26 protein-coding genes are annotated in these 25,739 nt (G+C 63.0%); 20 read left to right on the plus strand and 6 right to left on the minus strand.

Features of this window, described 5'->3' with window-relative positions:
• The first annotated feature begins 256 nt into the window (after positions 1 to 256).
• The 18 genes from CRO48_RS21450 to visR all read left to right on the plus strand — a co-directional run bounded on the left by CRO48_RS21450 (position 257) and on the right by visR (position 18,788).
• Positions 257 to 1,756, plus strand: a complete 1,500-nt coding sequence (locus CRO48_RS21450; protein WP_097141910.1) for a sugar ABC transporter ATP-binding protein — start codon at positions 257 to 259, stop codon at positions 1,754 to 1,756.
• Entirely contained in the window at positions 1,753 to 2,730 is a 978-nt protein-coding gene (locus CRO48_RS21455) for an ABC transporter permease (protein WP_097141911.1), read from the plus strand. The genes CRO48_RS21450 and CRO48_RS21455 overlap by 4 nt, the downstream gene beginning before the upstream one ends.
• Complete coding sequence (locus tag CRO48_RS21460) at positions 2,730 to 3,734, plus strand: ABC transporter permease (protein ID WP_097141912.1); 1,005 nt, start codon at positions 2,730 to 2,732, stop codon at positions 3,732 to 3,734. The genes CRO48_RS21455 and CRO48_RS21460 overlap by 1 nt, the downstream gene beginning before the upstream one ends.
• A gap of 7 nt (positions 3,735 to 3,741) precedes the next feature.
• A complete protein-coding gene (gene rhaM, locus CRO48_RS21465) occupies positions 3,742 to 4,056 on the plus strand; it encodes an L-rhamnose mutarotase (protein ID WP_097141913.1) in 315 nt (104 codons plus the stop codon).
• 11 nt (positions 4,057 to 4,067) lie between these two features.
• Positions 4,068 to 5,432, plus strand: a complete 1,365-nt coding sequence (locus tag CRO48_RS21470; protein WP_097142032.1) for an FGGY-family carbohydrate kinase — start codon at positions 4,068 to 4,070, stop codon at positions 5,430 to 5,432.
• Positions 5,433 to 6,082: 650 nt separating this feature from the next.
• Positions 6,083 to 7,663 (plus strand): globin-coupled sensor protein, encoded by a 1,581-nt coding sequence (locus tag CRO48_RS21475; RefSeq protein ID WP_141402090.1) that lies wholly within the window; start codon positions 6,083 to 6,085, stop codon positions 7,661 to 7,663.
• Positions 7,664 to 7,794: 131 nt separating this feature from the next.
• A complete protein-coding gene (locus tag CRO48_RS21480) occupies positions 7,795 to 8,094 on the plus strand; it encodes an STAS domain-containing protein (protein ID WP_097141915.1) in 300 nt (99 codons plus the stop codon).
• A complete protein-coding gene (gene cheY1, locus CRO48_RS21485) occupies positions 8,091 to 8,456 on the plus strand; it encodes a chemotaxis response regulator CheY1 (protein WP_097141916.1) in 366 nt (121 codons plus the stop codon). Before CRO48_RS21480 ends, cheY1 begins: the two co-directional genes overlap by 4 nt.
• Before the next feature lie 16 nt (positions 8,457 to 8,472).
• Positions 8,473 to 10,773: a chemotaxis protein CheA gene (locus CRO48_RS21490; RefSeq protein ID WP_097141917.1), complete on the plus strand. Its 2,301-nt coding sequence runs from the start codon at positions 8,473 to 8,475 to the stop codon at positions 10,771 to 10,773.
• Positions 10,774 to 10,777: 4 nt separating this feature from the next.
• Complete coding sequence (locus tag CRO48_RS21495) at positions 10,778 to 11,242, plus strand: chemotaxis protein CheW (protein ID WP_097141918.1); 465 nt, start codon at positions 10,778 to 10,780, stop codon at positions 11,240 to 11,242.
• Positions 11,239 to 12,141, plus strand: a complete 903-nt coding sequence (locus CRO48_RS21500) for a protein-glutamate O-methyltransferase (protein ID WP_097141919.1) — start codon at positions 11,239 to 11,241, stop codon at positions 12,139 to 12,141. Before CRO48_RS21495 ends, CRO48_RS21500 begins: the two co-directional genes overlap by 4 nt.
• Positions 12,138 to 13,196 (plus strand): protein-glutamate O-methylesterase CheB, encoded by a 1,059-nt coding sequence (gene cheB, locus CRO48_RS21505; RefSeq protein ID WP_097141920.1) that lies wholly within the window; start codon positions 12,138 to 12,140, stop codon positions 13,194 to 13,196. The genes CRO48_RS21500 and cheB overlap by 4 nt, the downstream gene beginning before the upstream one ends.
• The gene (locus tag CRO48_RS21510) at positions 13,196 to 13,585 is read left to right on the plus strand and encodes a response regulator (RefSeq protein WP_097141921.1); all 390 of its coding nucleotides are present in this window, start codon (positions 13,196 to 13,198) and stop codon (positions 13,583 to 13,585) included. Before cheB ends, CRO48_RS21510 begins: the two co-directional genes overlap by 1 nt.
• Positions 13,582 to 14,136 carry a chemoreceptor glutamine deamidase CheD gene (cheD, locus tag CRO48_RS21515; protein WP_097141922.1) on the plus strand — a complete coding sequence of 185 codons (555 nt, stop codon included), beginning with the start codon at positions 13,582 to 13,584 and terminating at the stop codon, positions 14,134 to 14,136. The genes CRO48_RS21510 and cheD overlap by 4 nt, the downstream gene beginning before the upstream one ends.
• Positions 14,137 to 14,225: 89 nt before the next feature.
• Positions 14,226 to 14,618, plus strand: coding sequence for a chemotaxis protein CheT (cheT, locus tag CRO48_RS21520; RefSeq protein WP_097141923.1), 393 nt, complete (start codon positions 14,226 to 14,228; stop codon positions 14,616 to 14,618).
• A gap of 348 nt (positions 14,619 to 14,966) precedes the next feature.
• On the plus strand, positions 14,967 to 16,655 hold the full coding sequence (fliF, locus tag CRO48_RS21525; protein WP_097141924.1) for a flagellar basal-body MS-ring/collar protein FliF: 1,689 nt from the start codon (positions 14,967 to 14,969) through the stop codon (positions 16,653 to 16,655).
• A 637-nt stretch (positions 16,656 to 17,292) separates the two neighbouring features.
• Positions 17,293 to 18,033 (plus strand): transcriptional regulator VisN, encoded by a 741-nt coding sequence (visN, locus tag CRO48_RS21530; protein ID WP_097141925.1) that lies wholly within the window; start codon positions 17,293 to 17,295, stop codon positions 18,031 to 18,033.
• A 14-nt stretch (positions 18,034 to 18,047) separates the two neighbouring features.
• The gene (visR, locus tag CRO48_RS21535; protein ID WP_245423618.1) at positions 18,048 to 18,788 is read left to right on the plus strand and encodes a transcriptional regulator VisR; all 741 of its coding nucleotides are present in this window, start codon (positions 18,048 to 18,050) and stop codon (positions 18,786 to 18,788) included.
• A gap of 27 nt (positions 18,789 to 18,815) precedes the next feature.
• On the opposite strand, the gene CRO48_RS21540 is transcribed toward visR, so the two are convergent.
• From CRO48_RS21540 to motA, 6 genes are all read right to left on the minus strand, one after another.
• Entirely contained in the window at positions 18,816 to 19,259 is a 444-nt protein-coding gene (locus CRO48_RS21540; RefSeq protein ID WP_097141926.1) for a hypothetical protein, read from the minus strand.
• Entirely contained in the window at positions 19,256 to 20,344 is a 1,089-nt protein-coding gene (gene flhB / locus CRO48_RS21545; protein ID WP_097141927.1) for a flagellar biosynthesis protein FlhB, read from the minus strand. The genes CRO48_RS21540 and flhB overlap by 4 nt, the downstream gene beginning before the upstream one ends.
• A 152-nt stretch (positions 20,345 to 20,496) precedes the next feature.
• Positions 20,497 to 21,531: a flagellar motor switch protein FliG gene (fliG, locus tag CRO48_RS21550; protein WP_097141928.1), complete on the minus strand. Its 1,035-nt coding sequence runs from the start codon at positions 21,529 to 21,531 to the stop codon at positions 20,497 to 20,499.
• 38 nt (positions 21,532 to 21,569) lie between these two features.
• Entirely contained in the window at positions 21,570 to 22,163 is a 594-nt protein-coding gene (gene fliN / locus CRO48_RS21555) for a flagellar motor switch protein FliN (RefSeq protein ID WP_097141929.1), read from the minus strand.
• Between the two features lie 52 nt (positions 22,164 to 22,215).
• Complete coding sequence (locus CRO48_RS21560; protein WP_097141930.1) at positions 22,216 to 23,151, minus strand: FliM/FliN family flagellar motor switch protein; 936 nt, start codon at positions 23,149 to 23,151, stop codon at positions 22,216 to 22,218.
• Between the two features lie 15 nt (positions 23,152 to 23,166).
• The gene (gene motA, locus CRO48_RS21565; RefSeq protein WP_097141931.1) at positions 23,167 to 24,042 is read right to left on the minus strand and encodes a flagellar motor stator protein MotA; all 876 of its coding nucleotides are present in this window, start codon (positions 24,040 to 24,042) and stop codon (positions 23,167 to 23,169) included.
• A gap of 188 nt (positions 24,043 to 24,230) precedes the next feature.
• Here motA and CRO48_RS21570 point away from each other — a divergent pair, with 188 nt between their 5' ends.
• Together CRO48_RS21570 and flgF are read left to right on the plus strand one after the other, a co-directional pair.
• Positions 24,231 to 25,010, plus strand: a complete 780-nt coding sequence (locus CRO48_RS21570) for a DUF1217 domain-containing protein (protein WP_097141932.1) — start codon at positions 24,231 to 24,233, stop codon at positions 25,008 to 25,010.
• Position 25,011: 1 nt separating this feature from the next.
• Positions 25,012 to 25,737 carry a flagellar basal-body rod protein FlgF gene (gene flgF / locus CRO48_RS21575; RefSeq protein ID WP_097141933.1) on the plus strand — a complete coding sequence of 242 codons (726 nt, stop codon included), beginning with the start codon at positions 25,012 to 25,014 and terminating at the stop codon, positions 25,735 to 25,737.
• Positions 25,738 to 25,739 lie beyond the last annotated feature (2 nt).

Below are 25,739 nucleotides of genomic sequence, written 5' to 3' on the forward strand. Positions count from 1 at the left end.
CGGGCCGCCTGAAGCAAGCGCATTGCCCCTCATCCGGCCTGCCGGCCACCTTCTCGCTGTAAACCGGGAGAAGGAGACGTGTGGCGGCCTCTCGCCGAACACCGACGCCGGCATCCCGGTCTCGTTCCCTCTCCCCGCTTGCGGGGAGAGGGCTAGGGTGAGGGGCAATCTCTAGCATGCGGCGACGAACAACCTTTATCGACAAGACATCAATCCGACGGACGAGCCCTTGTTGCAGGACACCACCACATTGCGGATGAAGCCGGCGATCGCGCTGGAGGGGATATCGAAGTCCTTTCCCGGCGTTCACGCGCTCTCCGACGTCTCCCTGTCGCTCTATCCCGGCTCCGTCACGGCGCTGATCGGCGAAAACGGTGCCGGCAAGTCGACACTTGTGAAGATCCTGACCGGCATCTACCAGCCGGATGGCGGTGCGATCCGCGTCGATGGCGCAGAGGTCCATTTCCCCTCCGCAAGTGCGGCCGCAAGGGCCGGCGTCACCGCCATCCATCAGGAGACCGTGCTCTTCGACGAGCTCTCCGTCGCCGAGAACATCTTCCTCGGTCACGCCCCGCGCACGCGATTTGGCCTGATCGACTGGACGAAGCTCAATGCCGATGCCCGCCAGTTGCTGTCGCGCGTCGGCGCCGATATTGACCCGACCATCCGCCTGCGCGATCTCGGCATCGCCAGCAAGCACCTCGTCGCAATCGCGCGCGCGCTTTCCATCGACGCCCGCGTCGTCATCATGGACGAGCCGACAGCGGCGCTTTCTTACAAAGAGATTCACGAGCTCTACGAATTGATCGATCGCCTGAAGGCGGATGGCAAGGCGATCCTTTTCATCAGCCACAAGTTCGACGAGATCTTTCGGATTGCCGACCGCTACACCGTCTTCCGCGACGGCCGCATGGTCGGCGATGGAGTGATTGCCGGCACGACGCAGGACGACCTGGTGCGCATGATGGTCGGCCGCGACGTCGGCCAGGTGTTTCCCAAGCAGGAGGTTTCGATCGGCGGGCCGGTGCTGACCGTCTCCGGCTATCGCCATCCGACGGAATTCGAGGACATCAACTTCGAGCTGCGCCGCGGCGAGATCCTCGGCTTTTACGGGCTTGTCGGCGCCGGGCGCTCAGAATTCATGCAATCGCTGATCGGCATCACCAGGCCATCCGCCGGTGCCGTCCGTCTGGACGACCGGGTGCTGGTCATCCGCTCGCCGGCCGAGGCGATCGAGGCCGGCATCGTCTATGTGCCGGAGGAGCGGGGAAGGCAGGGCGCGATCATCGGCATGCCGATCTTCCAGAACGTGACGCTTCCCTCGCTGACCCGTACCTCGCGCTCAGGCTTCCTTCGGATGGCGGAAGAGTTCCGGCTGGCGCGCGAATACACCTCGCGCCTCGACCTGCGCGCTGCTGCCCTCGACCAGGACGTCGGCACGCTTTCGGGGGGCAACCAGCAAAAGGTGGTGATCGCCAAGTGGCTGGCGACGAAGCCCAAGGTCATCATCCTCGATGAACCCACCAAGGGCATCGACATCGGCTCCAAGGCCGCCGTACACGCCTTCATGAGCGAGCTTGCCGCGCAAGGGCTCAGCGTCATCATGGTTTCCTCTGAAATTCCCGAGATCATGGGCATGTCGGACCGCGTCATCGTCATGCGCGAGGGCCGGATGGTCGGCCAGTACGAGCGCGCCGACCTGACCGCCGAAAAGCTCGTGCGCGCCGCGGCAGGCATTTCGGAGACCACGCCATGAACATGCTTCTGAAGAACCGCGAGGCCCTGCTGGTGGTGGCGATCCTGGCGCTTCTCGCGCTGATCACGCTGCGCTTCCCGGGCTTCATCCAGCCGGCCAATCTCGGCCGGGTCTACAACGACACCTCGATCCTGATCATTCTGGCACTCGGCCAGATGGCGGTGATCCTGACCCGCTGCATCGACCTGTCCATGGCGGCAAACCTGGCGCTCTGCGGCATGGTCGCCGGCCTGATCAACGTCGCCTTGCCCGGCCTGCCGATCCCTCTCGTCATCGCTTCAGTGGTGGCGCTCGGCGCGGCACTCGGCGCGATCAACGGCCTGCTCGTCTGGAAGCTGAATATCCCGCCGATCGTCGTCACGCTTGGCACGCTGACGATCTTCCGCGGCTCGATCTTCCTTTTGACCGGCGGCCAGTGGATCAACGCCCATCAGATGAGCGACGCCTTCAAGGCCCTGCCGCGCGCCGATCTCCTCGGTATCCCGGCACTTTCCTGGTTCTCGATCGCCATCATCGCGATCGTCTTCGTCGTCATGACGCGTACCGCGGTCGGACGGGCCTTCTATGCGGTCGGCGGCAATCCGCATGCGGCGGTCTATACCGGCATCGATGTCGGCCGCACCCGCTTCCTCGCCTATTGCCTCTCGGGCGCGCTGGCGGGCTTTGCCGGCTATCTCTGGGTCTCGCGCTATGCGGTGGCCTATGTCGACATCGCGCTCGGCTTCGAGCTCGACATCATCGCCGCATGCGTGATCGGCGGCATTTCGATCGCCGGAGGCATCGGCTCGGTGCCGGGCGCGGTGCTCGGCGCGCTGTTTTTGGGCGTCATCAAGAACGCCCTGCCGGTCATCAACATCTCGCCCTTCGCCCAGATGGCGATCTCCGGCACGGTCATCATCATTGCCGTTGCCGTCAATGCGCGCGCCGAGCGGCGCAAGGGCAGGGTCATCCTCAAGAAGGCGGAGGCGCACTGATGGCCGAGGAACCAATGACGACGCGTCACATACCCGACCGCCTGCAGGGGCGCAGCGCCCGCCTGCTGAAGAGCTGGGAAAGTCTGCTGGTGGTGGTGGCGATCCTGATCTTTACGGTCAATTCTTTCGCTTCTCCCTATTTCCTCGATCCATGGAACCTGTCTGACGCCACCTTCAACTTCACCGAGAAGGCGCTGATCGCCTTTGCCATGGCGCTGGTGGTGATTTCCGGCGAGATCGACCTCTCGGTCGCCTCGATCGTGGCGCTGACCTCGACTGCGATGGGCTATGCAGCCGCCCAGGGCTTCGATACGCCCGCCCTCGTCGCCGTCGGCCTGATGACCGGACTTGCCTGCGGCGCCATCAACGGCCTTCTCGTCACGCGGCTCGGCCTGCCCTCGATCGTGGTGACGATCGGCACGATGAGCCTGTTCCGCGGCATCGCCTTCATCGTGCTCGGCGACCAGGCCTTCACCAGCTATCCGGAGAGTTTCGCCTATTTCGGTCAGGGCTATGTCTGGTGGGTGTTCTCGTTCGAATTCTGCCTGTTCTTGGGGTTTGCCGTCTTCTACGCGGCGCTGTTGCATCTGACCAATTTCGGGCGCGCCGTCTATGCGATCGGCAACAACCAGACGGCGGCACTCTTCTCCGGTGTCCGCGTGGCCCGGGTGAAGTTCACCCTGTTCCTGCTGACCGGCCTGATGTCGGCGATCGCCTCGATCTGCCTGACCTCGCGGCTCGGCTCGACCCGACCCTCCATTGCGCTCGGCTGGGAGCTGGAGGTCGTGACGATGGTGGTGCTCGGCGGCGTCAGCATCCTTGGCGGCTCCGGCACGATCGGCGGGGTGGTGCTGGCGGCCCTGATCATGGGCATGGTCACCTTCGGCTTCGGTCTGCTCAACGTGCCGGGCATCGTCATGTCGATCTTCATCGGTTTCCTGCTGATATCCGTGATCGCGCTGCCGATCCTCTATGCCCGGCTGAAGCGTCGTATGGCGCATTGAGGTCCCGATGGAAAAATTCGCCTTCCGCATGCGCCTGAACCCCGGCATGGCCGGGGAATACGAGGCACGGCACAACGCCATCTGGCCGGAGCTCGAGACCCTGCTCAGGGAGGCCGGCATCTCGGACTATTCGATCCATCTCGATGAAGAGACCAACCTTTTGTTCGGCGTCCTCTGGCGTCGCGACGATCACACGATGGAGCGGCTGCCGGAGCATCCGGTCATGAAGCGCTGGTGGGCGCACATGGCCGACATCATGGAGACGAAGCCGGACAATGAGCCGGTCGCCGTCCCGCTTCGAACCGTGTTCCATATGGAATGAGCGTGCCGACCATGGCTGCAGCAACCATCGCCGTCATCGATATCGGCAAGACCAACGCCAAGGTCGCGCTTGTCGATGGAGCGAACTTCCGCGAGATCGCGGTGCGCACTACGCCGAACGGCGTGGTCGATGTATCCCCCTATCCGCATTTCGACACCGATAGGCTGTGGGCCTTCATTCTCGACAGCCTCAAGGCTTTGAATGCGGAGCGGAGGATCGATCGGATCTCGGTCACAACCCATGGCGCGACGACCGCCCTGGTGGATGCCGATGGCATCCTCGTCCTGCCGGTGCTGGACTATGAGCATGATGGTCCGCAGGAACTGCTGGCCGAGTATGAAGCGCTACGGCCGCGCTTTTCTGACACGGGAACGCCGAAGCTGCCGATGGGCCTGAACGCCGGCATGCAGCTTTACTGGCAGTCGCGTCTGTTTCCGGACGCCTTCGGGCGAACCGCTGCGATCCTGATGTATGCCCAGTACTGGAGCTTCCGGCTTACGGGCGTGCTATCGGGTGAAGTCACCTCGCTCGGCTGCCATGCGGATCTGTGGGAGCCGCGCAGGCGCCGGTACTCGTCGCTGGTGGCGGGGCAGGGCTGGAGCTCCCTGATGCCACCGCTGCGCAAGGCATCCGACGTGCTCGGGCCCATCCGCCCGGAGGTGGCGTCGGCCACGGGGCTTGGCCCCGATACGCCGGTCCATTGCGGTATCCACGATTCCAATGCATCGCTTCTGCCCTATGTGCTGACGACGCCGTCGCCCTATGCGGTGGTCTCGACCGGCACCTGGGTCGTCTGCATGGCGATGGGGGCGAAGGCAGCCGAATTGGACGAGCGGCGCGACACCCTGGTCAACGTCAATGCGCTCGGCGATCCAGTCCCGTCGGCGCGCTTCATGGGCGGACGTGCTTTCTCCTCGCTTGGCGGCACCAACGCGCCGGTGTCCGAAGAGGTGCTTGCCGCGGTCCTTTCGCAAGACGCAATGCTTCTGCCCTCGATACCATCCGATTCCGGCCCCTATCCCGGCAGGCGGGCGCATTGGACCGTGGATCGCGCCGTGCTTCGACCCGAGGAAGTACAGGCGGTCATTGCCTTTCATCTGGCGCTGATGACTGCGACTTGTCTATCGTTGATCGGCGCGGACGGGCCGACGATCGTCGAAGGGCCGTTCGCAGGCAACGACCCTTATCTTTCCATGCTCAAGGTCGCGACGGGGCGCGATGTGCTGGTGGGAGAAAGTGCGACCGGGACCAGCGTCGGTGCCGCGTGCCTCGCTGCAGGTGAGGTGCCAAAGCCCCGGCTGCGCACTGTGGAGCTTGGACTTCATGCAACGGCCGCAGCCTATGCCGACAGATGGCGCAGCCTCGCCGACGGCTGAAAGCCGCCCTTCCTGTCGCTGGATCTGCGATCAGGCCCGGATCAGAAAATAACGGGGACTTTTGCGGCCTGCCGGCCGTCTATGCCGATGAGCGTCGCGACGGCTGCAAGCGTGGCGACAGTCAAGATCAATGCACTCAACCAAAGAACAATCATTGCTCGATTCCAGGGACATCATTGTCTGCAAAGCACTTCTAGCAGAAGAAGCTTGCCTTTGCCTTGCGAAATATTGACCGTCCCGATTTTCTGCCTAGCGAATCTTAGGGATGCGGGGAACGTGCCAAGGCCCGATCGCCGCGCGGGGCCTCCGGTTCCGGTGTTGAGCGCCCCATCAAAGTACAGATCCGGTAGGCGCCATTAACTTTCACGCAACGAATTAACCATAAACATGGATCAACGCGTCGGAATGGGAACTTGCACCATTTCCCACTCAGGCATGATGCCGTACCGCCCGTACCGGTTTCGACCCGGTATCAAGCTTCACCGAATCTGCCCGTGGATGGGCGCCTGGCTGCCTTGTCGCTGCCGGCCTACGCGACTTTGCCTGCTGCCTGCAGGTAACGGGCGCGCAACCCTCCCATCGGCTGTTCACCGGCTTGGCCAAATTGGCCGGGAAAATGCATCGTGCGTGGAGACTGGAAAGTGCAGGAAGTGCCAGCAGAACAAACTCAGACGGGGCAGGCGACCAGCCTTCGCGACCGTTTGAGATTCGCTGGCCTCGAGCCATCCCACGGCGAGGTGCTGCGCCATCACCGCCAGACACTGGAGCGGCACGTCGAAGCAGCGCTCCGCGACCTCTTTCACCGCTTCCAGTCCTATCCGGACGCCGCCCGCCTCTTCCAGAGCGAGCGTGCGATCGACCGTCTGCATGACCTTCACGCCTCGCACTGGAGCGTGCTGACCGATGCCCGCTTCGATGGCCTCTATGCGGAGCGCGTCAAGGTGCTTGCCGACGCCGAAAGCCAGATGGGTCTCGATCCGCGCTGGCGTCTGTCCGGCCAGACCGTCGTCCTCGAACACGTGATCGACGGCCTTATCGAGGAATACTGGCCGAAGTCCCTGCTGTCAGGGGCGCGCAATCCGCGGCGCAAGGAGCTTGCGGATCTCCTGACCGCCTTTGTGCGCGTGGCCATGGTCGATGCCGAGATCGGCGTGTCGCTGCGCTTCAACGAACTGCGCCACAGCCATCATCGCGCCATGGGCGAGCAGCGCCAGGCCGATCACGGTGCGCTCGATACCGCATTCGGCGAGGTCATCCGCAGCCTGGCCAATCTCGATTTCACCCACAAGACCGGCGAGCAGATGCCCGAAAGCTGGCGTGAGCTGGCCGGCTCGCTCGATGGCGCGCTTGAAGAGATCGGACGCCACCTCGCCGGCGCCGCCGAACGCGGAGAGGCATCCGGCGCCATGGCGCAGACGCTGTCCGCGCAGGCAAGCCAGCTCGCCGAGCGGACAGCCGCGCACTCTGCAGGCCTGGCAGGCACGGCCGCGACGCTTGGCGACATCACCGTCAGGCTCAAGGCCAATCTGGGCGAGACGCGCAAGGCGGAGGACGCAGCGCAGACGACCCGCAGCTCGGCCGAGCAGAGCGGCCGCATCGTCGGCGAAGCGATGTCGGCCATGGCCGATATCGAGGCTTCGGCCGAAAAGATCGGCCAGATCATCGGGGTGATCGACGAGATCGCCTTCCAGACCAATCTTCTGGCGTTGAACGCGGGCATCGAAGCCGCCCGTGCCGGCGACAGCGGCCGCGGCTTTGCTGTCGTGGCCCAGGAGGTCCGTGCGCTGGCGCAGCGATCGGCCGATGCCGCCCGCGAGATCAAGCAGCTCGTCTCCGGCACCAAGGCGCAGGTCGAGGCCGGCGTGGACCGCGTCAACCGCACGCAGGATGCGATCGGCGGCATCGTCCAGCAGGTCGCCGGAATAAACGACGCGATCGCCGGCATCGCGCGGCGCAGCGGAGAGGAAATGGCGGGCCTCGAGGCCGTTGCCGGCGAGCTCGGCAGGCTCGGCACCCAGTCCGGCGCCGACAGCGAGCTTGCGAGCACCATCGGCCGCTCCGGCGAGGACCTGCAGACGGTGATCCTCGAACTTGGCCGGACGATCCGAAAGTTTCACGTCCGACAGCCGGCTCAGGCAGGAGAGGTTTCGCCGCGGCCGGCACGGGGCGTCCAGGATCTTCCGCGGATGGCCGCTTCGGCGCCCGCCCGCGCCATCGGCTTTGGGGCATGAGGCATGCACCAAGATCGCCCGCGACACCATTTTTCCAGTCGCCGCAGCAGACGCGAGATCGTCGGCTGGTCGGCACATGTTTCGACAAACCATTCCCTCAACGCTGACAGAAAGAAACAAGGAGCGCAGTGATGGCGAGCAGGAAGGCCGCGCAGAAAAGCATGAGCCTGGCACCCGTGCTGGATCTCAACGAGGCGACCGCTCTTCGCGACAAGCTGATGGCGCTCAAGGGCAGCGACCTGACCATCGACGCCTCGGCGGTCGAACGCGTCGGCACGCTTTGCGCCCAGGTTCTGATGGCCGGCGCCAAGACCTGGGAGGCCGACAAGCGCAACTACACGTTTGCCAAGGCGTCCGAGCCTTTTGTGAAGACGATGCAGCTCATCGGCGTCGATATTGAACACCTGCTGGCCAAGGAGACTCAGCAATGAAGAAGAAGGTGCTTACCGTGGATGATTCACGGACGATCCGGAACATGCTTCTGGTGACGTTGAACAATGCCGGGTTCGAGACGATCCAGGCGGAAGACGGCATCGAGGGCCTGGAGGTCCTGGAGCATTCCAATCCCGACGTCATCGTCACGGATATCAACATGCCGCGCCTCGACGGCTTCGGCTTCATCGAAGGCGTGCGGCGCAACGAGAAGTACCGCGCGATCCCGATCCTCGTGCTGACGACCGAAAGCGATGCGGAGAAGAAGAACCGCGCGCGCCAGGCCGGCGCCACCGGCTGGATCGTCAAGCCGTTCGACCCTACCAAACTCATCGATGCAATCGAGCGCGTGACCGCTTAAATCGAGGTTCTTCCCGATGGACATGAACGAAATCAAGGAGATTTTCTTCCAGGAATGCGAGGAGCAACTCGCAGAACTGGAATCTGGTCTCTTGAAGATGAATGACGGCGATCGCGACCCGGAAACCGTCAATGCGGTCTTCCGTGCGGTGCACTCGATCAAGGGCGGGGCCGGTGCCTTTGGCCTCGACGATCTGGTATCTTTCGCCCACGTTTTCGAGACCACGCTTGATTGCGTTCGTTCCAACAAGCTCGAGCCGAACCAGGACGTGCTGAAGGTGATGCTCAAGTCGGCCGACGTGCTGGCCGACTTGAGCAATGCCGCGCGCGACGGCGGCAGCGTTGACGAGGCGCGCAGCCGGCAATTGATCCGCGAACTGGAAGCGCTGGCCAACGGCGAGATGCCGGCGGCCAGCGAGCCGCCCGTGGCCAAGGCCGCGCCAGCTCCGAAGGCATCGGCTCCGGCCCCGGCGGCACCCGCCCCGGCAGTTCCCGCCACGAGCGAGGATGGCTTCCAGCCGATCCCGTTCTCGTTCGATGATTTCGACGGCGAGGAACGGCCTGTCGAGCCTTATGTCCCGACCTGCGAAGTGCTGTTCGTGCCCAAGCGCGACCTCTATGCGAAAGGCAACGAGGCGACGCTTCTGTTGCGTGATCTCTCCCGTCTCGGCGAGATGAGCATCCGCTGCGACATGGACAAGCTGCCCCTTCTCCAGGACATGAACCCGGAAGAGGCCTATTTCTCCTGGAAGATCTCTATCGCCACCGACAAGGGCGAGGACGGCGTGCGGACCGTCTTCGAATTTGCCGAGTGGGACTGCGATCTCGAAGTGCGCACGATCGAGGACGAGCCGGAAGCCGTTGCCGGAGACGACGAGCAGCCGATGCAGCCGGTGCCGTTTGACCTTTCCATCCTCGACGATGCCTCCGACGTTCCCGCCGAAGACGAACCGGCTGTGTTTGAGCAGCCGGTTGCGCCCGCTGCGGCAGTCGAGGTCGCGAGCAATGTCGTCAAATTGGCCGAGGTGCCGAAGGTGGAAGCGCGCGCAGCCCTCGCCGCCTCGCCGGCAGCAAGCCAGGCCGCGGCCAATGCAGCCGCTTCCACGGCCGCCGCGCCGACGATCCGCGTCGATCTCGACCGCGTCGACCGCCTGATCAACCTGGTCGGCGAGCTCGTCATCAATCAGGCGATGCTCTCCCAGAGCGTTATCGAGAACGACAACAACGGCGTCTCCTCCATCAATATGGGGCTGGAGGAGCTGCAGCAGCTGACCCGCGAGATCCAGGATTCGGTCATGGCGATCCGCGCGCAGCCGGTTAAACCGGTGTTCCAGCGCATGTCGCGGATCGTGCGCGAAATCGCCGATGCGACCGGAAAGTCGGTTCGCCTTATCACCGAGGGCGAAAACACCGAAGTCGACAAGACGGTCATCGACAAGCTGGCCGAACCGCTGACCCACATGATCCGTAACGCCGTTGACCATGGCCTGGAATCGCCGGAGAAGCGCGAGGCGGCCGGCAAGAACCCTGAGGGTACGGTTCGCCTGACGGCAAAGCACCGCTCTGGCCGCATCGTGATCGAGCTTGCCGACGACGGCGGCGGCATCAACCGCGAGAAGGTGCGCCAGAAAGCGATCGACAACGACCTGATCGCCGCAGACGCCAATCTCTCCGACGAGGAAATCGACAACCTGATCTTCCACGCCGGCTTCTCCACCGCCGACAAGATCTCCGACATTTCCGGCCGAGGCGTCGGCATGGACGTGGTCAAGCGCTCGATCCAGGCGCTCGGCGGCCGCATCACCATCTCGTCGAAGCCGGGCCAGGGCTCCGTCTTCACCATGAGCCTGCCGCTGACGCTGGCAGTCCTCGACGGCATGGTCGTCACCGTTGCCGGCCAGACGCTCGTCGTGCCGCTGACGGCGATCGTGGAGACGCTGCAGCCGGAGGCTTCCGCCATCCATTCCTTCGGTGCCAGCCAGCGGCTGATTTCCATCCGCAACTCGTTCTGCCCGCTGGTGGACGTGGGCCGGATCCTGAACTTCCGTGGCACGCAGGCAAATCCGGTCGAAGGTGTCGCTCTGCTGGTCGAATCGGAAGGCGGCGGGCAGCGTGCGCTCATGGTCGATGCGATCCAGGGCCAGCGCCAGGTCGTCATCAAGAGCCTCGAGGCCAACTATACCCATGTTCCCGGCATTGCCGCCGCCACCATCCTTGGCGATGGCCGCGTTGCGCTCATCCTCGACGTGGACGCGGTCGTCGCAGCTTCGCGCGGCCAGCCCCTGAAACAAGAAATGTCCCTTGCAGCGACCGGTTGATCAGATGACGTACGCAGCCAAGACACTGTCGGAAGGCCGGGAGCTCATAGCTTTCCGCATCGGCGACCAGGAGTTCTGTGTGAACATCATGTCGGTGCGGGAGATCCGTGGATGGGCCCCCGCAACGCCGATGCCGCACGCGCCACCATATGTGCTGGGCGTGATAAACCTGCGCGGCGCGGTGCTACCGATCATCGACCTTTCTCTTCGTCTCGGCATGAAGGCGGCAGAGCCCACCGTTCGCCACGTCATCATCGTGGCGCAGGTCGGCCAGAAGGTCGTCGGCCTTCTGGTCGATGCGGTCTCCGATATCCTCACAGTCACCGACGACAACGTTCAGCCGACGCCCGACATCGCCAACGAGGCGGCCAAGAACTATGCCCGCGGCATCCTGGCCATCGAGGGACGCATGATCTGCATGATCGAGCTCGAAGCGTTGTTCCCGCAGATCGAAAGTGAAGCCGCATGAAGACGATGCCCGCCTTCGAGGCCAGGCTGAACCCGGACGAATGCCTGGCGAGCGGCGAATACCCGCTGACGCGCCGCGACCTGTCCGAGATCGCCACGATGATCTATGCCGATGCCGGTATCCACTTGAATGAGACAAAGGCCTCCCTGGTCTATTCGCGGCTGTCCAAGCACATCCGCAGTCTCGGCCTGAAGGGTTTCCGCGAATATTGCTCGCTGGTTTCCTCGCCGGCGGGAGCCGCGGCGCGTCGGGAAATGCTGTCGCACCTGACGACGAACTTCACCCGCTTCTTCCGCGAGAACCACCACTTCGACCATTTGAGGAACGAGGTGTTGCCCGACCTCATCGCGCGGGCCAAGGCCGGCGGTCGCGTCCGCATCTGGTCGGCGGCATGCTCCGATGGCCAGGAGCCCTATTCGATCGCGCTGACGGTGCTCTCCCAGTTTCCCAACGCGGCGGACTACGACTTCCGCATCCTTGCGACCGATATCGATCCCAAGATACTGGCGCTGGCCCGGGCGGGCGCCTATGACGCCGCCGCGCTCGAAACCGTCAATCCGGCGATGCGCAAACAGTATTTCCGCGAAGTGACGGTCGACGGTCGGCAGAAGTGGCAGGTCGAAGACCGCGTCAAGAAGCTGATCACCTACAACGAGCTGAACCTGATGGCGCAGTGGCCGTTCAAGGGGCCGTTCGACGTCATCTTCTGCCGCAACGTCGTGATCTATTTCGACGAGCCGACGCAGATGAAGATCTGGACGCGCTTTGCCGGCATGCTTGCCGAGGGCGGGCATCTCTACATCGGGCACTCGGAGCGCGTTTCCGGCGAATCCAAGGGGCTGTTCGACAACATCGGCATCACCACCTATCGCTACACCGGCAAGGGAAGGCGCGCATGACCGCTCCCGCACGCGTTCTCGTTGTCGATGATTCGCCCACCATGCGCGGCCTGATCACCGCCGTCCTCAATGCCGATCCCGATGTGGATGTCATCGGCCAGGCGGGCGACGCGATGGAAGCGCGCAACGCCATCAAGCAGTTGAACCCCGATGTCGTCACGCTCGACATCGAGATGCCGAACATGAACGGTCTAGAATTTCTGGACAAGATCATGCGGCTGCGTCCGATGCCCGTCATCATGGTTTCGAGCCTGACGCATCGCGGCGCGGATGCGACGCTGGCAGCGCTCGAAATCGGTGCCTTCGATTGCGTCGGCAAGCCGCAGCCCGGTGACGCCCGACCGTTTGGTGACCTTGCCGAGAAGGTGAAGGCGGCCGCGCGTTCCCAGCGGCGCTCGGTGCCGTCGGAACCGGCCGCGGCTTCACAGGCTGCTGCAAATGGCAATGCTGCCAGTGCCTACCGTTCCGGTCGCAAGATCGTGGCGATCGGCGCGTCGACGGGCGGTGTCGAGGCCTTGATCGCGGTCTTGCAGAAATTCCCGGTCAATTGCCCGCCGACCGTGATTACACAGCACATGCCGCCCAGCTTCACCAGGAGCTTCGCCGAGCGCCTGAACCGGCTCTGCGCGCCACGGGTGGAGGAGGCGACTGACGGCGCGCGCCTGGAAATCGGCAAGATCTATCTCGCCCCCGGCGGCGAGCGGCATCTGCAGGTCGCCAACGTCGCGGCACCCTGCTGCCGGCTGCTGGATCGAGACCCGGTCAACGGTCATCGCCCTTCGGTCGATGTCCTGTTTGATTCGGTCGCCGAACTTGCCGGCCGCAATGCGGTCGGCGTCATCCTCACGGGGATGGGTCGCGACGGCGCGGCCGGACTACTGAAGATGCGCCATGCCGGCGCCCGCACCATAGGACAAAACGAAAAGACTTGCGTGGTCTATGGAATGCCGCGGGTGGCGCATGAACTGGGCGCGGTGGAGCATCAGCTCCCGCTGTCGTCCATTGGGGAGGAAATCTTGAAGCTCACTGCGGCCCGTAGAGAAGGGAGCGAATAATGTCTATCGCTGAGAAAATTAAGGTTCTAATCGTCGACGACCAGGTCACCAGTCGTCTGCTGCTTGGGGACGCGCTGCAACAGCTCGGCTTCAAGCAGATTACTGCGGCAGGGGACGGCGAACAGGGCATGAAGATCATGACCCAGCAGCCCCACCACCTGGTCATCTCGGACTTCAACATGCCGAAGATGGACGGGCTGGTGTTCCTCCAGCACGTGCGCGCCAATCCGGCGACCAAGAAGGCGGCCTTCATCATTCTGACGGCGCAGGGTGACCGCGCGCTGGTCCAGAAGGCAGCAGCACTGGGTGCCAACAACGTGCTCGCCAAGCCGTTCACCATCGACAAGATGAAGGCTGCGATCGAAGCCGTATTCGGGTCTCTGAAATGACAACAGATGTTGTTGCCCGCCGGGTCCATGTGATCCAGGGCGAGTACAAGGTGGTGTCCGATCCCGATGTCGTGCTGACGACGATCCTGGGGTCCTGCGTGGCAGCCTGCATGCGCGACCCTGTCGTGGGTGTTGGCGGCATGAACCATTTCCTGCTTCCGGGTTCAGCCGAGGCGATGGCCGCGGGCGGGGATGCCACGCGCTACGGCGTGCATCTGATGGAATTGCTGATCAACGGCCTGCTGAAGCAGGGCGCACGGCGCGACCGGCTCGAGGCGAAGATCTTCGGCGGAGCGAAGACGATCGCCCGCTTCTCCAACGTCGGGGAACAGAACGCGCTCTTTGCGCGCCAGTTCCTGATGGACGAAGGCATCAGGATCGTCGGCGAAAGCACAGGCGGCGAGCATGGACGCAAGCTCGAGTACTGGCCCTCCAGCGGACGCGCCCGCCAGCATGCTCTGACCGGCGCAGAGGCGCAGCGTACCGTGGCTCAGGAACAGAGGCCGGTCATCGCTCCGAAGCCGGTTGAAAGCTCTATCGAATTCTTTTGATGCCGCAAGCGGCGTCGAATACTGGCAATGGGTGTGCCCGCAGGCACGGGGCCGAAGGCGGACCGTGCTGCGGTGGAAGTGGGGAAGCCATGAAGTCCGAACATCTTTACAATACGCCCGTCATGGAAGAAGCCCTTCCCGCCGTCCTGATGCGCGTCGTGTCCGAACTGCACGACGTTGCCTACCTGATCGAGCGCATCGAACCGCAGCTCGCCGACCTGCATCCCGAGGCGGGCCAGAACACGGCCGAGCGGATGATGGTCCTGCAGGGGATCGATTTGGCGGTCCAGAAGGCCAGGGGGCTTGCCGAGTTCCTGGGACACGTCACGGCGGATATGCCGGAGGGCTGGGCGGTCGACGTGACCACCGCTCTCAATCTGGTCAAGCTCACCGATATGCAGAAGGCGCTTGCCAGCCCGTTCCTGCGGGCAGAGCATTCGCAGCCGATCAACAAGGCTGCCGGAGACTTCGAGGCTTTCTGATTCGAGCCTTCGCTTGTCCTCCAAGCCCTGTTGCGGCAGGGCCGCCGGGTTTCGCCCGGCACTGCCGGGCAACCGGCAGCTCTCGGTAAGCATATGAATTATCGAGGACATCTAAGGTGCTGTGCCTGTCCAGGCCGGATGCTGGCCGTCCCACCGCCCCTTGTTCCCGCGAAACGCTCGCGCAAGTTTCACCGACTAGTTTCCCGAACGGATCATCTAGATCTGCGTAATTCTTGGGGCTGATGGGCCGTTGGCTGCGGCGCCTTACCAGGGTTGGGCAATGTAAACTGAGCGGGTCCGCCATTTCTTGGCCGAATGGCGATCCGGGATAGTTCGTGCGGGAACAGAATGAATCTGTTGGAACAACTGAAGAGTATAGGCAAGAATCTGGCTTCGCTCGGGCAGGCGAAGCTGGCACTCATGGCAGGGGCGGGGGTTGTCACGCTCGGCCTGGTCCTTGCGGCCGCCATTTTTGTCAACAAGCCCGCCTATGAAACCCTGTATGTCGGGCTCGAAAGCTCCGATATGCACCAGATCAGCATCGCATTGGCCGAAGCCAGTGTCGATTTCCAGACCGGAACCGATGGCGCCAGCCTGCAGGTGCCCGTGGGGCAGACCGGCAAGGCCCGTCTGCTTCTGGCCGAGCGCGGCCTGCCCAGCAGCTCCAACTCCGGCTACGAACTCTTCGATAACGTCGGCTCGCTGGGGCTAACGTCGTTCATGCAGGAAGTGACGAGGGTACGTGCCCTCGAAGGCGAGATCGCCCGCACCATCCAGCAGATCAGCGGCATCGCCGCCGCCCGCGTCCATATCGTCATGCCGGATCGCGGAAACTTCCGCCGCGCCGAACAGCCGCCGACGGCTTCGGTCATGATCCGCGCCGGCGGCGCGGCCGGCCGCAAGGCCGCACCCTCCATTCGTCATCTCGTCGCCGCCTCGGTTCCGGGGCTGGAAGCGGAGCATGTGACGATCCTCGATTCCGCCGGCCAGTTGCTGGCTTCCGGCGATGATTCGGAAAACAACTCCCTGAACCGGTCGCTGAACATCGTGCAATCGGTCCAGGAAGATGTGGAGCGCAACATCGAGAAGGCACTGGCGCCATTCCTCGGCATGGAAAACTTCCGCGCCAGCGTCATGGCGGCCCTGAACACCGACTCTCAGCAGACGCAGGAGACCGTCTACGATCCGGAATCCCGCGTAGAACGCTCCATCCGCGTTACGCGGGAATCGCAGCAGTCCAATCAGAGCCAGCTGCAGCGTCCCGCCACGGTCGAACAGAACATTCCGCAGGGCGGTCCTGATCCGGGTGTCGGCCCGCAGTCGAGCGATCAGGCCGACAAGAAGGAAGAGCAGACCAACTACGAAATCAACAGCAAGACGGTCGCCACCGTTCGCAACAGCTACCAGGTCGAACGTCTGTCGGTGGCCGTCGTGGTCAACCAGGGCCGCCTTGCGGCGCTCGTCGGCGAAGGTGCGGATCAGGCCAAGATCGACGCCTATCTCGCGGAGATGCAGAAGATCGTCGCTTCCGCCGCCGGGCTTAATTCCGATCGGGGCGACGTCGTCACGCTGACGGCCATGAACTTCCTCGACAACCAGCTGCTCGAAGAGGCCGTGCCGGGTCCGGGCGTGATGGAAACGTTGGTGCGCAACCTGTCGACGATCATCAACGCGCTGGCGTTCGTCGCCGTCGCCTTCCTCGTGGTCTGGTTCGGCTTCCGTCCGGTCGTCCGCTCGGTCACCGGCGCTGCCAACGACAATGCGCTGGAAGCTGGTGCAGGTGGTCTCGAACTGCCGGACTTCTCGCCTGCGGTCGGTGTTGGTGCCGGCGGTGGCGCACTGATGGACGGCTTTGGTTCCGACTTCGGCTTCGACAGCACCGACGACCTGCTCAGCGCCGGCGACGACAGCGACAGCGTCTTCAACCGCCGTGTCAAGGAAGGGCCGGAGCGGCGTCTGGCCCGCATGGTCGAGATCAGCGAAGAACGCGCTGCGAAGATCCTGCGCAAATGGGCGGAAAACCAGGCCGCAGCCTGATCCCCGCCACTGCTCAACCAGAGAAATCCCGCCGAGAGGCGGGATTTTTGTTTGTCAGGATCCGTCCATGACCCATATCGGTTGCTGCCCCAAGTCTCACCGACCGATGGTTGTTCGCTCCGCACGGCCGTCAGCTGCTCCCGGCGTAGAAGAGCGCGTCGCGTTTTGAAGAATGGGTGTGACTCAAAAGCGACGCTTTTCTTCAATCGCCCGTCGTGCTCTCGTAACGTCAGGCATAAATCTTGCCCTAAAATTGCAACCGACAAAAAAATGTGATGGCCAGTGATCCGCACGACATCGATGGAATTTCGCCGTTCTGTGCACACTTGTGTCTGCAAGAAGTTGGCGCGCGTGCGGACGAACACTGAAAATGTTATTATTAACAAAAGTTTAACATCACGTCTGTAGTCGCATAGGTTGCTGTTCGGCAAGTCGCGCGAATCGATTCATGAAATCGAGTGGAAGGAAATCCCCAGGTGAGGCCTGTGGCTTTTGATTCGGTGCCCTGTACACTTTAGTGACTGATTCGTTTGGTGAATCTCGCCCATGCGGCTTGATCGCACACGGTACCGATTATCCGGTTCCTGGTGCGAGGGGGGGCGGGAGGAGCCAGTCGAATTCGGCAACGGGGGCTATTATGGAAACGATCAGGGCGGATGTTACGCTCCGGGAATCCTATGGATTCTCTGCGGTGGCCGGTGAACGAAAGAGTGCGCGCGACCTGCTGCTTCAGCAGCTCGGCCGCTGCGCGGACCGAACGAGCCTCCCGGCGGGCTTGCGGGCACTGACCCGATACGTCAGTGCCAGCCACTATCTTCTCGTCAGGCACGACAGGACTTTCGATACCGATATCGATTTCGTTGTCGCCTCTGACTGGCCCTTCGACATGGTCCGCAATATGGCGGCGGCGATCGGTATGGTCAGTTCAAGGATGAGCGAGATCGATCGCTGCAGCAGCCTGATGCAGCCTGCCTTCGTGCAGCTTGCGGACGACATCGCGGTCCCCGCCGGCATCAGCCGCGAATATTGCGCGATCACCGTGAACGTGGGCCGCGTTCGCATGACGCTGCTGCTGCTGTTTCCCGAACACTTCATCCTTTCGCAGACGAGCCTGCGCGACGTGGGGCTTCTGACCGGCTATCTGGCGAGCCTGTGCTGCAAGCCGGTCGCCCGCCAGGATCGCGATTCCGATCTGACCGATCGGGAGATCGAGTGCCTCTACTGGATCGCCGAGGGGAAGACCAGCGACGAGATCGCCGTCATTCTCGGCATCTCCCGCAACACCATCAACAACTACATCACCAGCGTGATGCGCAAGACCGCGACGAAAACGCGTTCCGAAGCCATCGCCTGGGCGGTCCGAAACAACCTGGTCTAGGGGAGGCGACGGAATTGGAGTTCTCCCAGCAAACGCCGCAGTCGCCGGAGATCCGGCTATCGAAGATCTCACGGACGAAGCGCTGTACCGATATCGTGGGCACCCTGCAGCATATGCAGAAGGTGATCGGGGCCAGGCATTTCGCCGTGCTTCGCCTGGTCGGGCAGGGGGTGCCCTCCGCCCGCCGGCTGAGCTGCACCTACAGTAGCTGGGCCGCCAATGCCGGCACGGAAGCGCGGCTGATCGTGGAGGCCTATGGCGAGGCCCTGATCGCCCATCTCGATGTCTCGACGTTGCCGGTCTTCTGGGAGGGGCGAGATGCCACCTGCGCCGTGCAGTCGCCCGACCTGCTCTCCTTCATGAAGTGCCTGCCTGATCGATGCCTGGCCACCTCCGGACTGGCCTTCCCCGTTCGCCTTGGTTCGAACGGCAACGGCTACGTCGTCTTCATGGCCGATCATCTGGAGGTCGCGAGCGACACGGTCCTCGACATGCATATGCGCGCCGGCCAGCTCATGCTTGATCTGCTGGCGGCGGACGAGAAGCGGATACAGCCGGCGGAAGCGCTGAACGAGCGCGAGATCGCCTGCCTGCAGATGGCCGGCGACGGCTGCATCAGCGAGGCGATCGCCGACAAGCTCGGCCTTTCGGTTCACACCGTGAATGCCTATCTCGGTACGGCAACGACGAAGCTGGACGCCGTCAACAGGATCCAGGCGATCGCCAAGGCGATCCGCATGGGCTATATCCGCTGACGTGCCGCGAGCCGGCTGATCTGCTCTTTAGTGACTGAGCGCCGAAGGCGAGCTCGAACGCCGGAACTGTGCATCCTTGAGGCTCTCGGCCAGAAGGGTCGTGTTGTCTTCCGGATCGTGGGACGGATTCTCAAAAGCGACGTGCGTGATCTCGACGCCTGCCTGCTCGCTGCCGAGTTGTAGGCGCGCATAGACCGTGCATCCGCGCGGGCGCAGTTCCAGGTCGAGAATCACTTCGGGCTCGCCGCCCCAGTCGAGCTTGTAGTCGCCGCCGGCGCCGAACACGACGGTGCCGGGCAGGAAGTAGAGTTCAGCGGCCGAAGAGACCAGGTCGGCAAGGTTCCCGTAGCACTCGAACCGTAGCAGCGATACAAGATCGGCCGCATCCAGCAGGCGCAGTTCCGATGCAACGGGGCCGATCGCCTCGGCTACAATCCTCTCGCGCTGGGCAGAATAGGTGCATTTTCTCATCGGATCTCGTTTACCCGTCTCGTTTGGGGCGAAGCTGCGTAGACCCGGTGAATCAGTTCCGCCACTGCCTTGTAGAACACCGGTGGAATGACACTATCTACCGAGACTTGCGCAAACATGGAGCGTGCAAGGGGCGGATCCTCGAAAACGGGAATGCCGTTTTCCTCTGCAAGTTCGCGAATCTTCAGCGCCACGAGGTCCTGGCCCTTGGCAACGACGATCGGCGCATCCTGCTCTTCGCGCACGTAGCGTAGCGCGACGGCGAAGTGCGTCGGGTTGGCGATGACGAGCGTCGCGCGCGGGACGGCGGCGATCATGCGCTTTCGCGCGCGATCGCGCTGGATCGAGCGCAGCCGGCTCTTCACGATCGGGTCGCCCTGCGCCTGCTTGTGTTCCTCCTTGACCTCCTGCTTGGTCATGCGCAGTTCCGAATACCAGTGGTGCCGGGTCCAGGCGAAATCGATCACCGCGATGACCGCGGTTGCGAACAGAACGATGACCAGGATCTTGTTGGCTTCCTTGGCAAGAAGCGTGAAGATCGCCGCCGGATCGGTGAACATCGCGTTCAGCGTCGCGAAATAGTCGTCCCAGAGAACGACGACGACGACGGCGGAGACGACGCCGACCTTGATCAGCGACTTGCCGAATTCCACCAAGCCCTGCTTGCCGTAGATTCGGGTGAAGCCGCTGATGGGCGAAAGCCGCGACATCTGCGGCCGCACACGCTCCAGCACCGGGCTCGGCATGTTCTGGAACACCGAGGCGGCGATACCGAACAGCATCATCATGATAAGCACGGGCAAGAGCATCGCGCCGGCCTCCCAGCCGAGATGGCGGAAGAGCGCGACGACGTCGGTGCTGGTTTCAAGGTCCCAGGCGTCCGGCTGTTCGAAGAGATCGCGCAGGCTCTCGGCCACGCGCATGATGCCGCCGGGCAGGAAAAAGACCAGGAAGATATAGATTGCGACGGTCGACGCGAACACGGGCACTTCGCGCGCGAACGGCGTATTGCCCTTTTCAGCCGCATCGCGCAGCTTCTTCTCTGACGGGGCCTCTGTTTTACTGTCCTTGTCCTCGTCGGACATGGATCCTACTCCCGCAATGCACCCGCACGCCGGTCGTGGGAGCTGCTTGCATCCGCTCCCGCACCCGTCCGCCCATCAAAAAAGGGATCCGAATCTTTTCAGATTCGGATCCCTGGGACGCTTGTTGCTGAAGGACAGCAAGTCAAGCCGCATCAGGCGGCGGCGGCCCTTTCGTCCTTCTCTTTCAACTGAATCTGGCCGGCAGCGGCCAGGCGGATTGCCTCCTGCGTGATCGAGCGGCGGGCGATGGCTACTTCGCGCGGATTGCCCTGGTCGCCGACGGAGAGGTCCGATTCGATCATGCGGCGCTGGCGCGCGCCGATCGAGGAGAGGACCGCCTCGCGCAGTTCCATAGGGGTGCCGCGGAGCGCGGCCGTGATGATGTCGCCGGCAACGTCGTTGAACAGTGCAACGCGGCTCTTCTGCGGCATGGCCAGGATGTCCTCGAACAGGAAGATCTTCGGACGGACCTTCTTGACCGAGGCCGCGCTGATGGACTCCAGCGAGGCGAGCAAGTCGTCCACCTGGTTCTTCTCCATCTCGTTCATCATCTCCGCGACCTTGTTCGAGCCGGGCGAGTTCCGCTCCGCCTCGAAGGCATTCATCATTTCGATGACGCGGTTTTCGATGATCGCCGCAGCCTTGGGGCTGACGTCCTTCAGGTTGACGGTGCGGTTGATGATATCCGCGCGGTTTTCCTCCGGCACTTCCAGAAGGACCTTGGCGCCGAAGCTCGAAGGCATCATCGACAGGATGTAGGCGATCGTCTGGGCGTGTTCCTTCAGCAGGAAGCGGCTGATGAATGCAGCATCGGCATCCTGAAGGCGGTCCCAAATCGTGGTCTCGTAGGCCTGGAAGGCGGTGCGTCGGCCCAGAAGACCGTCGACCTCGTCCGGCGTCAGCCCCTCTTCGAGGATGCTCTCCATCATCTTGGCGTTGTCCATCAGGCCAGCGCCCTCGGTGAAGAGGTCTTCGAACTCGTTGACCAGTTCGAGCAGTTCGTGGGGCGGAATCGGGCGCAGGTTCTGCGCCGCCGCGATGATGCCCTGCAGTTCGCTCTGCGTGAAAAATTTCAGGAGTTTGCCGGCCACGGGCTTGCCCATGGCCAGAAGAACCGCTGCTGCCTTGTCGACCGGGTTGAGCGGTGCGCCGACAGCCGTGCTGCCGAAGTTTTCGAAATCCATCATGGATGCCTCCTGAGACCTTTCATCGGTTTCAGATATTGTCAGCTCTTGGTTGTGTTCTTGATCTCGAGAAGCTTGACGCCGAAGCGCGTGTCGTCATTCTCGAGCACGGTGATCTCGCCCCGGCCGATCACGCGACCGTTGACCATCACCTCAACCGGTTCGCCGATGCGGCGGTCGAGCGCGATCGTCGCCCCTTCGGTGAGGTTCATGAGGCCCGAAACCGGCATCTGCGAGGAACCGAGCACGATCTGCAGGTCGATCGGAATGTCCATGATCAGGCCGAGATTGGCTTCCAGGGCGCTGCCGGGACGCGGGGTGATTTCCTCGAAGCTGGAGCCGCCGAAGTCGTTGCCGGCAGAAAAGTCGCTGTCGCCGAAGCCGCTGGTCTCGGTCGCGCCGAAGTCCATGCCAAATCCGGTCTCGGCCTCGGTCGCGCCGAAGTCGTTGCCGAAGGCAGAAGCCGCATCGCCGGCGGCCGGCGCGGCGAAGTCCATGCCGAAATCCGTCGCGCTGCCGGTGGCGTCTTGCTTGAGTACGCCGCGCAGGTCGTCAATCGCCTGTTCGAGTTCGGCGTCATTTGCATTGATGGAGGACGCAAGGTCGTCCGCGAGGGGAGCTTTTTTCGGTGCCATGTGATCACTATTCCATTTGAAACTTGCCCGAGGCCTTCTGCCCGGTCTGGTCCTACCCGATGATGTGTTGCAGCAGCTCGTCCTCCGAGCCGTAGGTGTCCTTCACCCGGACGGTGTAGCGTGCGCCGGAGCGGCCGAACTCGCAGACGTAGAGCTTGCTGCCGTTTGCGCTGACATCGACGCGCACGTCGTTTGCGTCATGGAAGGGAATGATGTCGCCTGCCTGCAGGCGGCTGACCGTGTCGAGCGACTGGCTTTCCAGCCGGATGCGCGCCTGGAGCGTCACCTTCGAACGGCGCACCTGCTCGCTCAGCTGGTCGCTCCATTCCTTTCGCGACTTGGCGATCTTGGCGGGCCGGGGCGGTGTAATCTTTGCCTTCAGCAGGGCCTGCTGCGGAGCCACGAGATAGAAGCTGGAAAGGACGGGGCCGATTCCGACGGACATCTTGACGGTGGCGGCGAAAGCATCCTCCGTGCCGTCGGCGGAAGTCTTCCGCCCTTCGACGTTGTAGGCAGGCCCGATCACCGGCTCGTACCCGTTGCCGTCGCCGACTGCCGTTGCCAGCACGCCGGAGACGCGATCGAAGACCATGGCGGCGACGTCGAGCTCGATCTTCGACAGCGGACGCGGTTCGGGCTCCTCGATCGAATCGCTGACAGCGCCCAGCATGTTCTCGACGAGCGTGATGACGAACGGGCTGTCGCAGACGACCGCGTACTGATCGCTCCAGTTGCGCAGCGCGCAGTCGGAAACGGCCATCGCGCCGCCGAGGCTGGAGATGAGCTGGCCATAGCGGCCGACCTCATAGCCGGCATAGGTGACGGCGACGTCGAAACCCAACTCGCTCGCGAATATGTCGGGGAGAAACTCGGCAAGGACCTCGCCGAGGCTCGCGCATTGCTTGGAGATGGTCTCCCGGTCCCCGAGCTGTCCGAGCAGGCGGGCGAGGACGATCGGATCGTGCTTCTGTTTGGCGGGGGCTGTCATGTCGTTCCTGCTCCTTTAGGCGGCCTTCGCATCGCCGCCGCCAGGGTTCATCATTTCCTGCTCTACCGCGTCGATCGATGGACGTTCGTAGGAGGAGATCGTCTTGCGGCCGTATTCGAGTGCGACCTGCGGGACGGAGCCGTTCATGTAGGCAAGCAGGGTCTGCTTGACGATGATGTACAGGCGGTTCTGCTTGGTGCGGACCGACTTGATGTTGGCGGTGATCGGCGCGACGATGGAGTAGGAGAGGAAGACGCCGAGAAGCGTGCCGACCAGTGCGGCTGCGATCTTGCCGCCGAGGATTTCCGGCGATTCGTTGATCGCGCCCATGGCCTTGATGACGCCGAGAACCGCCGCGACGATACCGATCGCCGGGAAGGCGTCGCCCATCGTGTTCAGCGCATTGTAGGGCTTCATCTTGTCATAGGTGATGGTCTGGATTTCTTCGTCCATCAGCGCCTCGATCTCGTGCGAGCGGGCGTTGCCGATGATAATGAGCCGGACATAGTCGCAGATGAAGGACGTCAGTTCCTTGTTCTGCAGGACCGTGGGCGCCGCCTGGAAGATCGAGGATTCTTCGGGGTTGTCGATATGGGCTTCGATCTCGTTGCGCGACTTGGTGCGCAGGTCGCGCATCAGGCTGTAGAGAACGCCGAGCGTGTCGAGATAGTGGCGTTCCTTCGGCACCTTTTGCTTGAAGGCCTCGCCGAGCGCCTTGCCGGTCTCCTTGATCACCTTCATCGTGTTGGCCATGATGAAGCCGCCGATGCCGGCCCCGCCGATGATGACGAGTTCGAATGGCTGGTTGAGGACCTCAAGGTGCCCGCCCATGGCCATGTAGCCGCCAATCACGCAGCCGAAGGTGACAATCAACCCGATGATGATATTCATTGTAAGCCCACAAGCCTCGACAAATTTCTGACCCTGCCTGAATAGGGTTCGAGCCTTGTGTGAGGCTGTACCTCCAGCGATTTCGCAAACGTTCCCGCTTACAGGTTCGCGCAAGCCAGCGCAGGCAGTTTGGCGCCAAATATGAGGGGCGCTATGCCCTTGCGAAAGCGGAAGGCGCGGTATCCATCGTGACGACGACCTACACCAGCTACAAACTAATCACGGCCGATCTCGCAACCTCGCTCGACCGGGTTGCCAAGCAGCCCGACGTCAAGCGCGAGACAGAATATTACCTGTCGAAGATCGGCTCGATCAAAACCATCGACGCGTTCTTCGCCGACAGCCGTCTCTACAACTATGTGATGAAGGCACACGGCCTGGAAGACATGGCCTATGCCAAGGCCTTCATGCGCAAGGTGCTGACCGAGGGCGTCGACAGTGACGATGCCTTTGCCAACAAGCTCTCCGACAGCCGCTACAAGGAGCTTGCGGAATCCTTGAACTTCGCCCGGAACGGCGAAGCGGCGACGAGCTTCGACCGCGCCCAGAAGGGTGTCGTCGACAAGTACACGCGGCAGACGCTCGAAGTGAACGCCGGCAACGAGAACACTGGCGTGCGGCTCGCGCTCTATTTCGAGCGCATGGCGTCGTCCGTCACCAGCGGCTACTCCATCATCGCCGACGATGCGATTTCCCAGGTGGTCCGCACCGCGCTCCAGCTGCCCGACGAGTTCGTGGGGACCGACGTCGACCGGCAGGCCGCCTATTACGAGGACGTGTTGAACATCGAGGACTTCCAGGATCCGGTGAAGGTGGGCAAGCTTCTCGAGCGTTTCACCGCCATGTGGGAACTCGAAAACCCGTCCGGATCCTACGACCCGCTGACGGCCTTCCAATCGTCGAGCCTGACGGGCATTTCGACCGATCTTCTCCTTTCCATCAACAATCTCAAACTCGGAGGCCGCTGATATGGAAACCGGGCTTTACGTCTCGCTGTCATCCCAGATCGCTCTCGATCGCCGCCTGACCACGCTGGCTGACAACGTCGCAAACGCCAATACGGTGGGTTTCCGTGCAACGGAGATCAAGTTCAACGATGTCGTCGCCGACAACGGCAAGGCCAAGGTCGCCTTCGTGGACCAGGGCGAGGAATTCCTGTCGACCAGGAGCGGCGGCCTGACCGAGACCAACGGCATGCTGGACTTCGCCATCCGCGGCGACGCCTGGTTCGCCGTGGAGACGCCCTCCGGCCAGACGCTCACCCGCGACGGCCGCTTCACGCTCACCGACAATGGCGATCTCGTCACGCTGAACGGCTATCCGGTGCTGGACGCCGGCGGCGCTCCGATCCAGATCGACGGCAACGCCGGACCGGTCAAAATCAGCGCAGATGGTCAGCTGAACCAGAACGGACAGCCCATAGCGGCGCTTGGCCTGTTCGAGGCCGATCTCTCGGCCGGCTTCGTCCGCGCGGGCAATAGCGGCATCATCCCGAATGCGGCGCCCGAACCGGTGGTCGATCGCATCGATGCCGGCGTCGCGCAGGGCTACGTCGAGGAATCTAACGTCAACGCGGTCGCCGAGATGACCCAGCTGATCACCGTCACCCGCGCCTTCGAGAGCATCAATGCGCTGCTGCAGAAGAGCGAATCCTCGATCGACAACGCGATCAGAACTTTCGGCGGCAGCCAGTAACC

Source organism: Rhizobium subbaraonis (assembly GCF_900220975.1).
Lineage (GTDB): Bacteria > Pseudomonadota > Alphaproteobacteria > Rhizobiales > Rhizobiaceae > Mycoplana > Mycoplana subbaraonis.